This is a genomic window from Nitrosococcus wardiae (genome assembly GCF_004421105.1).
GTDB classification, from domain to species: Bacteria; Pseudomonadota; Gammaproteobacteria; order Nitrosococcales; family Nitrosococcaceae; genus Nitrosococcus; species Nitrosococcus wardiae.
In genome coordinates this window covers 3832470-3847161 of the sequence record NZ_CP038033.1, presented here as the reverse complement: position 1 = coordinate 3847161, position 14692 = coordinate 3832470, and the positions used below count along the sequence as shown (strand labels likewise).

Annotated in this window: 24 protein-coding genes and 1 pseudogene; 12 read left to right on the top strand and 13 right to left on the bottom strand. The window is 52.0% G+C overall.

The features are described 5' to 3' along the window. Nucleotides 1–44 precede the first annotated feature (44 nt). On the top strand, nt 45–1394 hold the full coding sequence (locus E3U44_RS20180; RefSeq protein ID WP_166805121.1) for a hypothetical protein: 1350 nt from the start codon (nt 45–47) through the stop codon (nt 1392–1394). On the opposite strand, the gene E3U44_RS18180 is transcribed toward E3U44_RS20180, so the two are convergent. The 4 genes from E3U44_RS18180 to E3U44_RS18165 form a co-directional block, all read right to left on the bottom strand. Further along, a complete protein-coding gene (locus tag E3U44_RS18180; protein ID WP_166805120.1) occupies nt 1391–2161 on the bottom strand; it encodes a PD-(D/E)XK nuclease-like domain-containing protein in 771 nt (256 codons plus the stop codon). The genes E3U44_RS20180 and E3U44_RS18180 overlap by 4 nt on opposite strands. An 87-nt stretch (nt 2162–2248) precedes the next feature. After that, a complete protein-coding gene (locus tag E3U44_RS18175; protein WP_134359462.1) occupies nt 2249–2494 on the bottom strand; it encodes a hypothetical protein in 246 nt (81 codons plus the stop codon). Nucleotides 2495–2496: 2 nt separating this feature from the next. Next, a complete protein-coding gene (locus E3U44_RS18170) occupies nt 2497–2910 on the bottom strand; it encodes a hypothetical protein (protein ID WP_134359461.1) in 414 nt (137 codons plus the stop codon). Further along, the gene (locus tag E3U44_RS18165) at nt 2856–3101 is read right to left on the bottom strand and encodes a hypothetical protein (RefSeq protein ID WP_134359460.1); all 246 of its coding nucleotides are present in this window, start codon (nt 3099–3101) and stop codon (nt 2856–2858) included. Before E3U44_RS18165 ends, E3U44_RS18170 begins: the two co-directional genes overlap by 55 nt. 612 nt (nt 3102–3713) lie before the next feature. Between E3U44_RS18165 and E3U44_RS18160 the strand changes: the two genes are divergently transcribed. Next, nucleotides 3714–3989 (top strand): type II toxin-antitoxin system HicA family toxin, encoded by a 276-nt coding sequence (locus E3U44_RS18160; protein WP_134359459.1) that lies wholly within the window; start codon nt 3714–3716, stop codon nt 3987–3989. A gap of 4 nt (nt 3990–3993) precedes the next feature. Then, nucleotides 3994–4338, top strand: a complete 345-nt coding sequence (locus tag E3U44_RS18155; protein WP_134359458.1) for a type II toxin-antitoxin system HicB family antitoxin — start codon at nt 3994–3996, stop codon at nt 4336–4338. A 4-nt stretch (nt 4339–4342) separates the two neighbouring features. Here E3U44_RS18155 and E3U44_RS18150 read toward each other — a convergent pair whose 3' ends face one another. The 6 genes from E3U44_RS18150 to E3U44_RS18120 form a co-directional block, all read right to left on the bottom strand. Then, nucleotides 4343–4561 (bottom strand): hypothetical protein, encoded by a 219-nt coding sequence (locus E3U44_RS18150; protein ID WP_134359457.1) that lies wholly within the window; start codon nt 4559–4561, stop codon nt 4343–4345. A 15-nt stretch (nt 4562–4576) separates the two neighbouring features. After that, nucleotides 4577–4765: a hypothetical protein gene (locus E3U44_RS18145; protein ID WP_134359456.1), complete on the bottom strand. Its 189-nt coding sequence runs from the start codon at nt 4763–4765 to the stop codon at nt 4577–4579. Next, a complete protein-coding gene (locus E3U44_RS20805) occupies nt 4762–5265 on the bottom strand; it encodes a thermonuclease family protein (protein ID WP_240761841.1) in 504 nt (167 codons plus the stop codon). Before E3U44_RS20805 ends, E3U44_RS18145 begins: the two co-directional genes overlap by 4 nt. Before the next feature lie 118 nt (nt 5266–5383). Then, nucleotides 5384–5707, bottom strand: a complete 324-nt coding sequence (locus tag E3U44_RS18130; protein WP_134359455.1) for a hypothetical protein — start codon at nt 5705–5707, stop codon at nt 5384–5386. A 70-nt stretch (nt 5708–5777) separates the two neighbouring features. Next, nucleotides 5778–5987: a hypothetical protein gene (locus tag E3U44_RS18125; protein WP_134359454.1), complete on the bottom strand. Its 210-nt coding sequence runs from the start codon at nt 5985–5987 to the stop codon at nt 5778–5780. A gap of 828 nt (nt 5988–6815) precedes the next feature. After that, nucleotides 6816–7418, bottom strand: coding sequence for a hypothetical protein (locus tag E3U44_RS18120; RefSeq protein WP_134359453.1), 603 nt, complete (start codon nt 7416–7418; stop codon nt 6816–6818). Between the two features lie 94 nt (nt 7419–7512). Here E3U44_RS18120 and E3U44_RS20170 point away from each other — a divergent pair, with 94 nt between their 5' ends. From E3U44_RS20170 to E3U44_RS18095, 5 genes are all read left to right on the top strand, one after another. Further along, complete coding sequence (locus E3U44_RS20170) at nt 7513–7944, top strand: hypothetical protein (RefSeq protein ID WP_240761652.1); 432 nt, start codon at nt 7513–7515, stop codon at nt 7942–7944. After that, entirely contained in the window at nt 7941–8213 is a 273-nt protein-coding gene (locus E3U44_RS18110; protein WP_134359452.1) for an XRE family transcriptional regulator, read from the top strand. The genes E3U44_RS20170 and E3U44_RS18110 overlap by 4 nt, the downstream gene beginning before the upstream one ends. A 113-nt stretch (nt 8214–8326) precedes the next feature. Next, a complete protein-coding gene (locus tag E3U44_RS18105; RefSeq protein WP_206054843.1) occupies nt 8327–9028 on the top strand; it encodes a Rha family transcriptional regulator in 702 nt (233 codons plus the stop codon). Between the two features lie 17 nt (nt 9029–9045). Beyond that, nucleotides 9046–9405 carry a hypothetical protein gene (locus E3U44_RS18100; RefSeq protein ID WP_134359451.1) on the top strand — a complete coding sequence of 120 codons (360 nt, stop codon included), beginning with the start codon at nt 9046–9048 and terminating at the stop codon, nt 9403–9405. A 168-nt stretch (nt 9406–9573) separates the two neighbouring features. After that, nucleotides 9574–9942 carry a helix-turn-helix domain-containing protein gene (locus E3U44_RS18095; protein ID WP_134359450.1) on the top strand — a complete coding sequence of 123 codons (369 nt, stop codon included), beginning with the start codon at nt 9574–9576 and terminating at the stop codon, nt 9940–9942. Here E3U44_RS18095 and E3U44_RS18090 read toward each other — a convergent pair. Beyond that, the gene (locus tag E3U44_RS18090; RefSeq protein ID WP_134357485.1) at nt 9890–10549 is read right to left on the bottom strand and encodes an IS630 family transposase; all 660 of its coding nucleotides are present in this window, start codon (nt 10547–10549) and stop codon (nt 9890–9892) included. The genes E3U44_RS18095 and E3U44_RS18090 overlap by 53 nt on opposite strands. Then, nucleotides 10528–10839 (bottom strand): annotated as a pseudogene (locus tag E3U44_RS18085) (helix-turn-helix domain-containing protein); the annotation flags it as partial. The pseudogene E3U44_RS18085 and the gene E3U44_RS18090, both read right to left, overlap by 22 nt. A gap of 139 nt (nt 10840–10978) precedes the next feature. Between E3U44_RS18085 and E3U44_RS18080 the strand changes: the two are divergent. The 4 genes from E3U44_RS18080 (at nt 10979) to E3U44_RS19445 (ending at nt 12836) form a co-directional block, all read left to right on the top strand. Next, nucleotides 10979–11584, top strand: coding sequence for a hypothetical protein (locus tag E3U44_RS18080; protein WP_134359449.1), 606 nt, complete (start codon nt 10979–10981; stop codon nt 11582–11584). Beyond that, a complete protein-coding gene (locus tag E3U44_RS18075) occupies nt 11581–12219 on the top strand; it encodes a glycine-rich domain-containing protein (RefSeq protein WP_134359448.1) in 639 nt (212 codons plus the stop codon). Before E3U44_RS18080 ends, E3U44_RS18075 begins: the two co-directional genes overlap by 4 nt. Before the next feature lie 52 nt (nt 12220–12271). Continuing rightward, nucleotides 12272–12613 (top strand): hypothetical protein, encoded by a 342-nt coding sequence (locus tag E3U44_RS18070; protein ID WP_134359447.1) that lies wholly within the window; start codon nt 12272–12274, stop codon nt 12611–12613. Nucleotides 12614–12695: 82 nt separating this feature from the next. Further along, entirely contained in the window at nt 12696–12836 is a 141-nt protein-coding gene (locus E3U44_RS19445) for a hypothetical protein (RefSeq protein ID WP_166805119.1), read from the top strand. Between the two features lie 100 nt (nt 12837–12936). Here E3U44_RS19445 and E3U44_RS18065 read toward each other — a convergent pair whose 3' ends face one another. Continuing rightward, nucleotides 12937–14658, bottom strand: coding sequence for a mechanosensitive ion channel family protein (locus tag E3U44_RS18065; RefSeq protein WP_134359446.1), 1722 nt, complete (start codon nt 14656–14658; stop codon nt 12937–12939). Nucleotides 14659–14692 lie beyond the last annotated feature (34 nt).

Sequence of the window (14692 nt, the reverse complement as noted above, 5' to 3'; positions counted from 1 at the left end):
AGAGGGATGATAGGGGGAAGAACAACTGAAGAAAATGCATAGAGATGTGGCTACCGTTAGTCGGTGTTCCCAGCCTAATAAAGGAGGGTCTTGAGCCTTACCGAGAGTTCTTTTGTCGGGACGCCGGGTTTGAGCATGTGAGTCGCTATATCACGGGATTGTTGCTCAGTCCCAATAAGACGCTGCAAGGGATTGACGCCCAGCAGGTTTGGGCGAAGGCTGGAGGGGTGAGCCGACGAGCGATGCATGCGGCGGTGTTTGAAGCCGGCGGGGATAGTGAGGGGTTGCTGGCGCGCCATCGAGCGGTGGTCGCAGGCGAGCATCGAGGACGGGGCTTGGAAGTCATGGTTCTGGATTGGACCTACGTACATCATGACCGGGGACCTGAGATTTACGCCACCAAGCGGGCTTATGACCCCGTCGAAGGTCGGATGAGTACCTACCCGACGCTGGTCACGGCGGTAGTGGCCCATGCCGATAGGGTCGATGGTTTAGCGCTAGAGGTTCAGTTTCCCAACTCTCAAGCCGAAGAGTTAGGCTATTTGAACATGACGGCCCAAGAGGACTACACCGCTCTGGAGCAGGCGCGAGAGCGATTTATCGACTTGCTGCATTATCAGAAGAACCGTCTGTCGTATCGCAAACGCACCGAAATCGCTGTGGAGATGGTGCGCCAACTCGAAGCCGAGGGCCATTTTCCGCAGGCACCTTATGCCTTTGATAATGGGGTGCTCTCGTTACCGTTAATCCAGCTCATTGAACAGCAGGGGAAGCATTGGGTTTCGGAGCTGGAAAGCTCTCGGCTCATTCAATGGCAGGGGCAATGGCGGCGGGTCGATGAGATCGCCGCCGAGTTGCGTCAGCAGCATCCCGAGAGCTTTCGTCGCGTCAACGTGAAGCGGCGTAGCGGTGAGGAAAAAGCGTTCTGGGCCTTTACCAAGACGGTGCGGTTGAAGCGCTATGGGCGCAAACGCCTGGTCATTGTTCATGAGCAAGCCGATCTCAGTGATACTCCTCGGTTTCTACTCACCGATGCCCTGCACTGGGAAGCAGGCCGGGTGATTCGGGTCTGGAGCGATCGCTGGCCGGTGGAGATCTTTCATGAGTTCTGCAAACAAGCCGTGGGCCTGGAAGCGTCTCAGGTACGTAAGGAGGAAGCGCTCAAACGCCACTTCCGCTTGAGTGGCGTAGCGCAGTCGTTGCTTCAGCGGACCCCGGCGGGTGGCAGAAAATCAGAACGATTTGCCTTTGCTGAAGATAATCAGCAAACCGTCGCTCAGAAGCTCTATACCCTCACCCGTGATGCCTTGAGTCAGTGGGTGCAGTTGGCACAGGGCCTCTTCGCTCAGGGGCAATCTTATCAACAGGTTTTGGAGCGACTCATGTCCGTCTAAATCAAGCCCGCTCTCAGCATGGGGAGGGTAACGTTCCAAGTCGTGTAAGTGTTCAGATCTCGCCGGTAGAGTTCCCGGCCCAAATCCACCGCGGCGGGCTCCAGGACATAGCAGGCCACGGCATGGGGCGGGGTGTTCTCCACGCAAATAAAGACAAAGTGTTCCACTGGGCAACCGAGTGCTTTCAGTCCATCTCGGTACCATCCGTCTTGGACGTGATAGCGGTAGTTGTTCACGGCACGGGCAAACGCCCCAGGGCTGGCACTGGCGCAGGTTTTCAGGTCCGCGACCAGCGTCATCTCCTCGTTCAGGAAATCCGGCCGGCACCGGCAAAGGAGGCCCGTGTCCCGGTCTTCCCAATAGGCGGTAACTTCTCGATGTCCGCCGGTGAGTAGGGCGGAGGCCGCAGGGTGTGTGCACACGCCCTCGGCCATGCGTCTCACCTTTTCATGTTCATCCGGATTGAGCAGGATTTTCCCTTCGTTTTCTTCTATGTAGGCCTCCCATCGCGCTTTACCTTCCTTGGTGCGTCGGTCTACCGTGATAAGCGGTGCATAGTCCTCTGCGAAGCGATGAGGCTCCAGGACCGCACAGTGCAGCGCTCGCCCCATTCTCAAGGATTGGGTATCTGCATCTTCTTTGTTGATAAAGTGAAAAGGGCTTTTGGCAATAAGGTCCAGCCCGTGCTTACTCATGCCGGGCCCCTGCAGGTATTCTTCGAAGGGGATATCGGCATAGAGCCCTGGGCTGAATTCATTATTCAACATGGGCTTTCTCTCCGCCGTGCAATGCAAGAATACAAAGCGAGGCGATCTCGTCCATGGTGTCGCTGACTGCATTGACTCTACCGTCGCCTAACTCTGAAAGTTTTGTTTCCTCTCGGTGATCTCTGGCGCCGCTTCACAAAGACAGCGCATCGCGTCTAACGTGATACGTGTCTTAACAAAGTAGCTGTCGATATCCTGGACTCGGAGGGTATCCCCTTCTGTCGGTATCGTGTTGATTGCCCGCAGTAGCTCCTCGATGGTGTGCTGATAAATCCGCTCCACCTCGCTCTGGGGGATCTCATCCATATCAACGACGGGTAATCTTGCATTCATAATCACACCCCCCACATATCCAACCGATAGCCATTGATCCGATCCCGCAGGTCATGCTCGTCCTCCTTGTCCGGCTCGCTCTCCATGGACTTATAATCTTCATAGGCTTCTGCCAGAGCATCAATTATGAATTGACCCAATTTCTCGGGGGTAAATAGAAGGTCTGCAAGCTTGCGGCTGTCCATGTCATGGAGGACATCAAAAACGATTTCAGGCGTATTCCTCACCCACTTCTGAAACTCAATATTGGTTTGGGGAATAACTTTGTAGCCCCGCTCTGAACGCGCCATTTTTTTCGCTAAATAGACGGCACAGCCGTCACCCTCCTGGGGTTTCTTTATCCCGATTTTCCGGGCTTCTTTCAGTCCCTCAGAGAGAAGCTGTTGGATTCTTTCGTTTCGGGTTTTGGCTGACATAAATCTGCCTCCATGTCTTGCAGTAACTTTTTCATGCGCTGAATGTGCAGCGTCATGGCGTTTTGGGTCATCACCAAACGGGCCGCCAGGCAACCGATCATGGCCTCACTATTTGGGTTAAGCTCGCGGGCCTCGGCGATGACTTGTTTACATCGTTGCTTGAAAGTGGGTGGGCCTTCTTTTTCCATCATTTTTCTTCTCCTTCCAGGCACGCTACTGCCAGGCGGGTGTCTTTGTGGTGCGTCGATAGGAAGAGATTATTACTGTTATGGTAATATTGTCAACACTAAAATGGTAATAATTGAGCAAAAAGACACGCCAACTCCACCCAACTAGGCCTCAGCCAAACATCTCTCAATTAAAGCTCAATAAATCCTCGCCGAATTAAAAGAAGAGGAAAGCGCCGTTTCCAGCAAGAATAATGATCAGCTTTATCTAGCTGTGGTGCTCGAGCCTAATCCTAATTGGGAGAAGGTAGGGGCCTTAGAACCTTGGGGCATCCGTAAACAGACCCGGCAAGCCATAGAGCCCGTCTAAGCGGGCTCACCCCAGCCACGCCGCATACTAAATAGCGGTTTACGAGTAAAGACTAAATAAGATCGTGCTGCTATTTAGTCATAAACCGCTATTTAGTATTAGGTCGCTATTTAGCGACAGCCTACTTACCTTCTAAGGCTCCACAATATCTAGGGGTTCACCCTAGCCGCTACCGGGCCGGGAAGGGGGGTGAGGGGTTTAGAGGGTAGAGTTTTGTTAAAGCCTCTATTCAGTACTATAATTTAGTACTGAATTTAAGCAGTGCTATGAAGCTCAATAAGAAACAAAAACGAACGCTTGAGGCTATCTTTGCTCGCCCAACTCCCCATCTACAGATTGTCTGGCAGGATATTGAACAGCTGATACTGGCCTGCGGTGGGAGAGTGTTAGGAGGGAGCGGTTCGGCGGTGCGCTTGGTATTAGGCGAACGGCGCGCTTATTTGCATCGCCCCCATCCTCATAAAGAGGTCAAGGCCTACCAAGTCAAAGCGGTTAGGCATTTGTTAGAGGCAGCGGGCATCACGCCGGCCACAGTGAGGTAAGTTGATGAACAGGCTTTTTCATAAAGGTTATTACGGGAGTGTGGAATACAGCACCGAGGATGATGTGCTCCATGGGCGCGTGCTCAATATCAACGATATCGTGACCTATGAAGGCATAACAGTATCCGAAATTAAGGCCAGCTTTGTGGAGGCCGTGGAAGGCTATTTACAGATGTGCGCCGAGCTTGAAGAGCTGCCAGATAAGCCCGCCTCGGGCAAATTTAACGTGCGCATCGATCCAAACTTACACCGCAGGGCTCAGGAAAAGGCGGCGGCGTTGGATGTGAGCCTCAATGATTTGGTGGCTAAGGCTTTGCGGGAGTATATCGAGGATAGCCGTCCAAAGTGAAAGCCTATCTTACCCAATTATTGTTGATACGCTCATCTATTTCGAGATCCGCGCTGTATGCCTTCTGGAATGCTCTTCTAGCACGTATCCGATGGTTCACGCACTCGACCATATGCTTATCTGATTTCCAGTGCTCACATTCTTCAGGAGGTTTATAAGCAGCCATAAATGCATTCTCAAATTCTTCCTTGCGGCGCACCTCTGACCGCTCTGCATCTGTCATAGCAGGTTCAACAGGTTAAATTTTATGAGGTCTGACAAGAGCCTGTTGCGCCTGAGACTGAATGCGACGGGCATTTTCAATAGCGTGTTCCCCCATTCTCTCTCCAACACGGGCTACTGTTTTATATAAAACTTCCTGACTGGCTGCTATTGCTACTGCCGATAAGACCGTCCACCCAATAATATTTCTCCATGGTTTTCTCATAGCTTATTACCTACATAGCGCCTCACACGGCACTCCGTCCCCATCGCCATCCAACCTGGTGAGGCCACACTGTCCAAGTAAAACCGGGCCTCCGCGCAATGTGCCATCTGCTTGCAATAGCGCTTGGCACCACAGGTGGAGGTCTGTGATGATTTCTGGAGCTGGGGTGATGCCCTTTGCTTCTTACCTTGCCGCCGCCATTCCCAAGGCGGTACCCGTTGCGCCTCGGGCAGGGACCACAGGCCACGCTTAGCCGATCTAGCTTCTGCCTCTACCTCTAGCAATGTCCTATCCTGTAGGTATTGCCGATATACCCAGGCAGCGCCCTGGCGTATCATCTCTCTATTCACATAGATATCACCCACATATACCCGGCCCACGGTGCGCCCATAGCGGTCCACATCCTGCACCTCCACGCGGGCTTGCTTCTTAAAGGCTAAGTCGGAAAGGACCTGCCGGGAGCGGGTGCCGTAGGGCTGCCGCTTCTCGGGTGTGTCGATCTCGGCTAGTCGGCTAGGGTAGTAAGGGGGAGAAATAGAAACAAGGCTAGTGTTTTCTTCATGGTACCTCTACAAAAGAAACCCCCGCCAGGGCGAACCGTAGCGGGGCGTGTGGGTTTTAGGCTTCCGTCTCGGCTAACTCTCTTTTCATAACCTCCAAGCGGTTTTTCTCTTCTTGAATAGCAACCCTCAGAAAGGCCCCCTTGATATCATCCGGGCATCGATAGACTGACCCAAAACCTTCAAACTTTTTAGACATTTTGTTGATCTTTGTCCTCGCAAGGTGAATATCTTGATTGCTGCCTAACAAATCATCTAGCACTAGAATAGTTTTCTCAGTTAGCGTTATTTTCGCCATCAAATCTTCATGGCTACGCTGTTGCTCGTAGCGCTTTTCTGACTCACGCTTTTGGTTTATCCGTGTGGATATATCTGTAATCACCTATTAACCCTCCGTCTTATAATTGAAAACCCCGCCAGGGCGGGACCATAGCGGGGTATGTGGGTTAAACTTACTCTATCGTCTCTCCTGTCCTCAAAACCGCAAGATCCTCGGCCAATTCATCAATTATGCAATTGCTTGCTATAACAAAATTATTCTCATCAGTTATGTAATATTCTCCTAGCTTCAAGTGCCCTTTGGGGTTCTTGTGCAGCATTTCACCGTCAAGCGCCAATGCTCTCCTAACCCTATCCTCTAACACTTTCACCGATACTTGCATGATTTAATCCTCCGCCTCTTCCAGTTTATTCAAAATCCCGTTCATTTCCCGTTTAATTCCCTCTAGCAGGAAATCAGCCGCGCTTTCCCCTGGGTAGTGCGTGCAATCCGGGAACTTGGATTTGCTGAGTAGCTCTTCCAGGGAGTGGAGTATATACTCCCCCTTCTCTTTAAAGGGATCTATTATCAGCAGCTGTGAATAAAACAAAAGCCCCCGCGGGCTCTGTTCTTGCAATCCCTTCACCACCCGCCCTCGGCGCTTTGTGGCGCCGGACTCTGACTGTCTTAGAATTGGATTATGAGGATATTACTCCATCTCTCCCCTCGTATCCTCAAGGATATCGTATGTCAATGCTGATAAGGTGCCCGTGGCCATTTCGGGCTGTTTTGTAACGGCACCGGCATACCCGCGCGCAGTTCGCTCTCCTTTGTAAATAGCTGCAAAAGCAATACCCACGCACTCACCTGAGCGGACCCTGTCCTCCAGGTAACGAAGTGCCGCGATCATATCATTGGAGGTGATTTTTCGTATTTGCCATTAAATTTCTTGGTGATCTTCAGATCTTTTTGGTCATTCTCAGACATCATAATTCCCCTCAAGCGCGCCCTTATTGTCTCTTTCTCCTGGCATGCATTAATAGCTCTTGATCAAGCTGCCGGAGAGCGCCCAGGGCAAAATTGGGGTCTTGCCCAGCATAGCCGGACCAACCCTTCACTACTCGTCGCCCTCTCGCAACTCCTAATAAAAGCAATTCCTATAATACGCCCCTGTTCTGCAGCTTTAAGAAGTTTTTTTAGGGTATCAACGGTTCCTTCTGATCTATGTTGCTCATTCAAAGTCGTTATTTTGGCTTTGCTGACCGTCTTCTTCTCCAAAAATGTCCTCCAAGGATTCTCCAGGGCCAAGGATTACACCTTCATCGTCTCTACGGTCTAGTCCACTCCTGCGCTCAAAGTCCACTTCATGGACATTTTTCCGTCTGTCACTTGAATGGTTACGGCGATCAGGCGCAACCTCCTTAATTTTCTCGCTTAATTTTTTGTCTATCCCAAGCAGGGTTAGCATCGCCTTAATTCTTTCTGGCGGTGCCTCTGCAATAGCCTGGGCTAGACGAATAACGTTCTGAGGCAGGTAAACAACCTCTCCCTCTTCTTCGCCATCCTCCTTTCGCCTGACCCGAGCTTTTGGGCCAACCCCATGCTGCGCCCATAACTGCTGGTGCTTTTGATCTAGCCAGCCGTGCGGTTTACTGAAAGCACCCTCAATCTCTCGCGCCGCATTATTGCCAATATTCTTCGGGCTTTTTGTTTCCCCGATCCATCTACTTACCAAAGACTGAGGTTTATCCAGCTGTTCTCCGAACGCAACTGGGCCTCCTGCTATCGCTGATAGCATCCTGGCATTTATCCGGCGGACTTCGTACACATCCATGTGCCTATCTAACAGGACAACTACCTTTTTGGTAAATGCTCTCTTTGGTAATATTTGTTGACTATGAATTACCATTTCAGTAATTTATCTCTCTATGGATACTAAATTCAGACAATTTTTCTTGGGTCTGCCTGGAGATGCGCAAGAAGAATATGCCAAGCGGGCTGGAACAACCGCGTACTACATCCGCGTGCACTTGATTTCTAAGCCGCCACGCAGAGTTCCTAGGCCCCCGTTGCTGAAGGGCTTGGCAGAGGCTAGCAACGGGCAACTGTCTTTCAATGACATTCTCGATCACTTTCTACCAGCGTTCCAGAGACCAAGCCGCATGACTCCCACCTGCCAGCACTGCCGCCACGCCAAGCCCTGGCTTGTCCATGGCGGGGTCCACGTCGAATGCCTGGCCAAAGACGAGCGGGGCTATGCCTGGGATATTGAGCGGCAGTGTGGGCAGTTTGAACGCAAGTCATTGGAGTCTCCTGATGTTTCACACGCACGAATTAAAGCCCATGGATGGGGGGGATGACAGGGGATCGCGCGGGATTTATTACCGAGGCGGATTTGCTGCGCCGGATCGCCATGACTCGCCAGAACGTCATCTCGGAGCGCACGGGCTTGAGCGACAGCCAAGTCAACCGGATAGTCTCCAGCCAGTCGGGGTTGACGTTGGGCAAGGTGGTGCCTTTTCTCTGCGCCATAGGCTACGAGGTCATCGAGAGGGAAGGGGATATGGTCAGTGTGCCCAGGGAGGAATACGAAGCCATGCGCACGTTGGCGAGGAAGGCGCTCGGATGAACAGATTACAGATTACTCACCGCCATCCCCGGGGCGGCAATGCCGGGGACACCGACGGGACCTTTGGGCTTGGCAGGAGTGGCCAGGCCCGTTTTTTTTGTGGAGGGGTGTAGGTGAAAGAATTAACCAGAACCCATTTGACGATGAGTTCCCTTGAGATTGCCAAGCTGTGCAAGAAGCAGCATGGCCATGTGATGAGGGATATTAAGGAGATTGATAAGCAGGGAATTTTATGTGCCTCCAAATTTGGTGGCACATACCAGGTAAAAGGGCCCCGGGGTGGAGCAAGGAAAGAGCCTTGCTATCACCTCCCCAAAAGGGAATGCATGATTTTAGTCAGCGGCTACAACGCCAAATTGAGAGCGGCGATTGTTGATCGCTGGTTAGAGCTCGAAGCTGGGCAATTAACCCCGGAGTTGGATGCCAAGCTTTGGAAGATTGCTCGTGAGCAAGGAAAGCTCGCCCGCCGTGAAGTCACCGACACTATCCAAAGGTTTGTCTCTTACGCCGAATCCCAGGGCAGCAAAAACGCCCGGTTCTATTACACCAACATCACCAAGGGCACTTACAAAGCGCTGTTCATGTTGGAGCAGGGCGGAAAGTGGAAGGGATTTCGTGAGCGCTTATCGAGCCTAGAACTCAATCAGCTGGCAACCGCCGAGTTCATTGCCCAGAAGCACATCGCCGAAGGGATGGAGACAGGCGCTCACTACACGGATATCTACAAAATCGCCATAGCCAAGGTAGAGGAGTTAGCAACAATTCTGGGGCGTCCAGCAATTGAAAGTAACAACATTGCCAAGCTGACTCAATGATTCCAGGAGGAAAAGAAATGCTATTAGCAGACCATCACCTCGTTGACCCGCCCACCCTCGACACTCGACGCAACGACTTCATGTGCCAAGTCGGTTACACCGTCTGCAAGCAATGGCAGGAGGGGATGTGGCGAGACATTTTACCCCATTCCGAGCGACCCCATTCGGGAATGCGGGCTTCTTATGTGTTCGGGCCCAACCTGAACGACATCGCGCGCCGGGAGTTCGCTGAAGGCTGGGATAAGCGTATCGAGGAGACCCGGGAGCGGAGGAGGCCCGTACAGGCGGCGAGGGACCGAGAGGAAAAACGAAATTTACTGGCGCTGCTGTTGGGCTGCGCTTTGTTTTGGGGAGTTGTTTTTAGGCTGATTTTTTGAGGACGAATATGGGCCACATGGGCATACAAGAAGCGATTGTTGAGGGCGCCATGTTATGGGGCGTGAAGGCCGTTGCCGTTATTGGCGTGGTAGGGCTTTGTGCGTGGGTTTGGAAGCTGTTGAGGTCCAGGCACGGGCGCGGCAATTAGGCATCGTGAGAGATAAATTATGAGTGTTAAAGCCATTTCATGGGCATGGGAGCAACCGCTGAAACCAGGAGAGAAACTGGTTTTGCTTGCGATTGCCGATCATGCCGATGGGGAAGGAACTTGCTGGCCGGGTTATGAAGGTGTTGCCGAGAAATGCGGAATGTCGCGCAGGGCTGTGATTAAGCATATCAAGTCCCTAGAGGCTGAGGGTTATATTGCGATCAAAAGGCGGCGTAATGGCAACCATCAAGGTAGCAATATTTACAGCATTTCCCGTTTAGGTCGACACTTTAGTCTGGAGAATAAAGAAGCCCATCGCGCCTTTGCGTATGAGGTTAGTCCCGGATGCCCACATGCCCCAAATAGGCTTTGGCCTGCTCTGGCGTAAGGGTGTGGAGGGCCTGAGCGAGGGCCTCATATAAGGCTTTTTTGGTTCGCGCTTGGGCTTTTCGGAGCCGGTGTTTCACCTGGGACCAGGCCATTTCAATGGGGTTAAGATCAGGGGAGTAGGGAGGTAAATAAAGGAGTTCAGCACCGGTTTGCTCAATGAGTTCAGCGACCCCCTCGACGTGATGGGCGGCGGCATTATCCAAAATCACACACTGGCCTGGTTTGAGTTGGGGGCACAAGAAATGCTCTAAGAAATAGAGAAAGACGGCCCCGTTTAAAGTGCCCTCAAAGCACATGGCCGTGACCAGCCCCGGGGAGGAAAGCGCCCCGAGGGTGCTAATGCGTTGCCCCCGAGAAGTGGGTTTTTCCCCATAGGCCCGCTGACCTTTGGGAGCCCAACCGTATTCTAAAGTCAGGTTTAACACCGCCCCCATTTCATCGAGAAAAATCAGCTCTTCGGGGGCATACGCGCAGAGGCGTTCTTGATGGGCGGCCCGCTGTCGTTGGACCGGCTCGCTCTCGCGCGTGGGCTCATAGAACGTCTTTTTTTTCGCGTGAGGTTCAGCCGCTTCAACGCGCGGTCCATAGCACTTCGGCTCATCGATACCCCAAAGTGGCGCTCATAGCGTTCACACAGCTGCACCAGCGTTAACTCCGGCCGCGCCTTGAGCCACGCTCGGATTTGAGCCCCCCCGGCTTCATCGACCTTCGGCTCCACCCAGCCCCCCATCGGCTCCGGAGCAATGCGCTCACGTTCCTGGTAGCGCTTCCACCACCGCTTGAAGGTCCTCACCGAAACCAAAAACCGTTTCGCCACCGCCTCCTGGCTCAGTTCTCCCTGCTCATAGCAGGTGATCAGTTTTTGACGTAAATCATTCGAGTAAGGGGCGGGCATTTTCACTTCCTCCTAGGTCACTGGGTATTCAATAGATAAAAAGCTAACCTCTCCCCCTTGTCGTGTCAACTTAAACGCGCATAGCAATATCCAATCCGAAATACAGCGACGTGACGTTACAAGTGGAGGGATTCTAACTATGGCCGCGCCAACAATAACCGCGCTCCCTGATGCACCCGAGAGGGGGGAGTCGTTTTCTACATTCACATCTAAGGCTAATAGTTTTGTTGATGCCTTATCAACATTCGTTAGCGAGACCAATACCGTAAGCGAACACGTTGAGGATAAAGGAACGACTGCCGAGAATGCTGCTAGTGAGGCTACCGCTTCCCGCGATGCCGCATTAGCCGTCGCTAACTTTGAGGGAGAGTGGGCCGATTTAACGGGTTCGCTTAGTGTTCCAGCGGCGGTAAGGCATGACAATATTTATTGGATGTTGCTGAATGACTTGGCGGACGTCACAGCTTCTGAACCTGCTGCTGGAAATTCTGACTGGGGTTTTATTCTCAATAATCTTTTTGATGATGTGACGGATTTTTCGATCACTTATGATGGTAATGATCGGGTAGATACGATCACAGAAACACTAAATTATGGGGCTCGAACGGTTGAGTATGCTTACAACGGAGATGGGACGGTGAATACCGCAACGATTACCGTGGCAGGAAGACAGAGAGTGGAAACCTTATCTTATTCTGGGAAGAAGGTTACTGGTATGAGTTCAACCGAAGGAGATGCGCCATGAGCTCCACATTAATTGCCCCAATTTATGGTGAATTAATGAATAAGGGGGCGAAGTCCGAAGAGTTCCTCAGTTCCGGCACCTGGACCCGCCCTCGCGGGGTGAATTGGGTCTGGGTACTATTGGTGGGCGGAGGTGGTTCAGGTTCGGTTTCAGTCGGAAGCACCAACGCCGCCGGTGCCCATGGGGGTGAGATCGTGTTTCTTCCGGTGCGCGTGACCGGGGATGTGACCGTCACCATTGGCGCGGGGGGCGCTTCCAAATCGGGCGGCGGCTATGGCAATGATGGCGGAGACACGACCTTTGGATCGCTGGCGACCGCTCGCGGGGGATTGGGCGGCAACAATACTAGCGCCCGGTTCAGCGCCGCCCCGTGGGCTTTCTGCGGTCTCATGGCCAAAGGCGGGGACTCCTCGAATAATGGCGGAGAAAGCATCCCTGGATTCGGCAACGGGGGGGCCAACGCCAATAGTTCTCTCGGCGGCGGAGGCGCTTCCGGGGGGGATGGTACTGATGCTTCCACGACGAGTTCAAGCAATGCGGCGGACAACTCAGGCGGCGGCACGGGTGCAGGCGGCAATGGGAATAGTTCCGGCGCTGGCGGCTCAGGCCGCGCTTATGTCTTTTGGATGGAGTAAGTTATGGCACAGTTTGCAATTATCAAAAACAACGCAGTAAAAAACGTGATCATTGCTGATCCTAGTTTCTCCATTCCCGGCGAATCCCTGGTTAATATCACCAATTAGTCCTCCGGCGCCACCACCGAGCCCGGCTATTCTGACGATTACCCTAGATAAAACTCTAGCAACGACAGGGGAGACAATTACTGCAACGGCGGAGATCCGTCAAGATGGTCAACTGGTAGATAAAACCGGCACCTACTATGTGCCGGTGCTGGATGTGTCGGGTAATACCGCTTTACTGCTATCGGTGACATTCACAGGCGGCCAGGGCTCGGTGAATTTTAGCTTTCCCAATGAAGGGACTCCATTGACATGGACAAGATTTGCCCGGTGCCGACCTCGCAATTAGTGGCCCCGCCTGAGATTATTGTGTCTGGCTAGGAAGCGAAATAAAAACCCCGCTAGTTGGGGTTGAGGGTAAGAACCCAACGGTGGCTATTCCCTCGAAGGCCTTGAAGAAGGCACTGAAGGCATGGGTGCGGGCATCTGGGCAGGTGCAGCATGGGATCATCCTTTCCAAGAGCCTGCAGGGATTAGAGCGGGAGGTGCGGTTTGCGTTGATGGGGAGTTAAACTCATTCTTTCTTCGCTGTTAAAGATAAAAAACTGTTGGACAATTTGATGAAGAGCGATTATAAACCAAATAAATTAAAACCAATCCCTTTGAGAAGGCCTATTTGCTGAGAATAGCTTCTAAGTTCTGGGTTCTGGTTTGTTCAAACTTATCGGCATCATGGGATTGAGGGGGCGTTCTCCAATTTAATGTTCTTTGGGGGAATGGAATTTCAATCCCGAGTTCATCAAAACGGTTTTTGAGCCGCCGCCGGTATTCCCGAGCCACTTCCCACTGTTTACTGGCTAGGGTTTTAAAACGGCAGCGAATAGTGATGGCTGATTCTCCAAAGTTTTCTAGGCCAAACATTTCAAATTCCTTGATTAGCCGCCCATATTTTGTAATCTGGCGCATTTCCTCCGCCACCGCTTTCATCACTTCCATGACCTGGTCAACATTTTCTTTATAGGCGACGCCAATGTCGAGAACCATCCGTCCATAACCTTTGGTAAAATTAACCACGGTTTTAATTTCCCCGTTGGGAATATAGATGGCTCGTCCCTCCAGATCCCGTAATTGGGTATGGCGTAAGTTCACCCTCTCGACGATTCCCACAAACTCACCGATCTGAACGATGTCATTCACGTTGTATTGCCCTTCTATCAGAATAAAAATGCCGTTAATGATATCTCGGATCAGGTATTGTCCCCCAAAGCCAAGAGCAAGACCTACAATGCCGACGCTGGCCAAAACTGGCGCCATATTAATCCCGAATTCATCCAGGATAAGATAACCGGCGGTAAGAATAATGAGAATGGTGCCTAGCCAATTGAGCAACAATACCAAGGTTCTCAATCTGGAGCTGCCTTCTTGGACTTCCTCTTTTTTAGCCGCAGCGCTTTCAAACCGATTGACGGCGAGTCTTTTTAGAAACCAAACAATCAGGGCCACTAAAATAATCCAGGCTGCAGTCGTTGCTTTCTCAAGAAAAGTCCGGCTTGCGGCTCTTTGCTTCCTTAATTCAGCAAATTCTTTGCGGAGTTTTTCAATTTCAGTTTCAGTAACCGTCGCCTTTTCTTGGGCGGCTTGCTCTTTAGCCTCCAGGGCGGCCAGCCTTTTTTTCTCAGTGGCGGCGGCTTGTTCAAGTTTTTCTGCGGCTTGCGCGAGTTTTTCAACGTCTTCTTGGTCCGCGAAATCTCCCGTCGCCTGAGCCTTGGCTTTTGCTGCCTCTAATTGTTGCTTGGCGGCCATGGCCGCTTGTGCTTTTTTTTCCACCTCCTTTTGTAGCGCTGCTTTCCCGGTGGCCGCTTGTGTGGCTTCCCGTTTAGCTTTCTCAGCGGCTTTTTTGGCCTGTTCTATTTTTCCGTTGGTTTCTTCCGCTTTCTTTTCTAGTGTCTCCACTTCAGCTTTTCTTCCCTGTGCTTCTACTGCCTGTTTTTCCTGCCCTATTGCGGCAGGAGGTTTGACTTTAAAGCTGAAGGGGGCGGAGTTTTGGCCATCTGGGTGGGTCACTTGCCCTTTCCAAGTAGAGGGTCCCGTGGAGACGTTGGCGTAAATCGCCAACTCCTCATCGTTAAGCCATTTCGTTCGTTCAGGAGGGATGGGGAAAATTCGCTCCCCAAGCTGCAGCGTAACCCTTGAGCCCGAGCTGAAGCCTGAGCCGATGATCCTGATCCATTGCCGTTGCTGAGCGCCGATAACGGGATTGGGTTTAACTGCCGTGACCGTCGGAGAAGTCCCCGCTTTTGTTACCGCCTTCGGGGAGGTTAGGGACTCTTCAGCCTGACTATTTGCCATCGTCAAAAAAATGGCAATGAGTAACAAGATCCGCCAATATCCCATTGGAAAACTTCTCCTTTATCTGAAGTTTTTACAA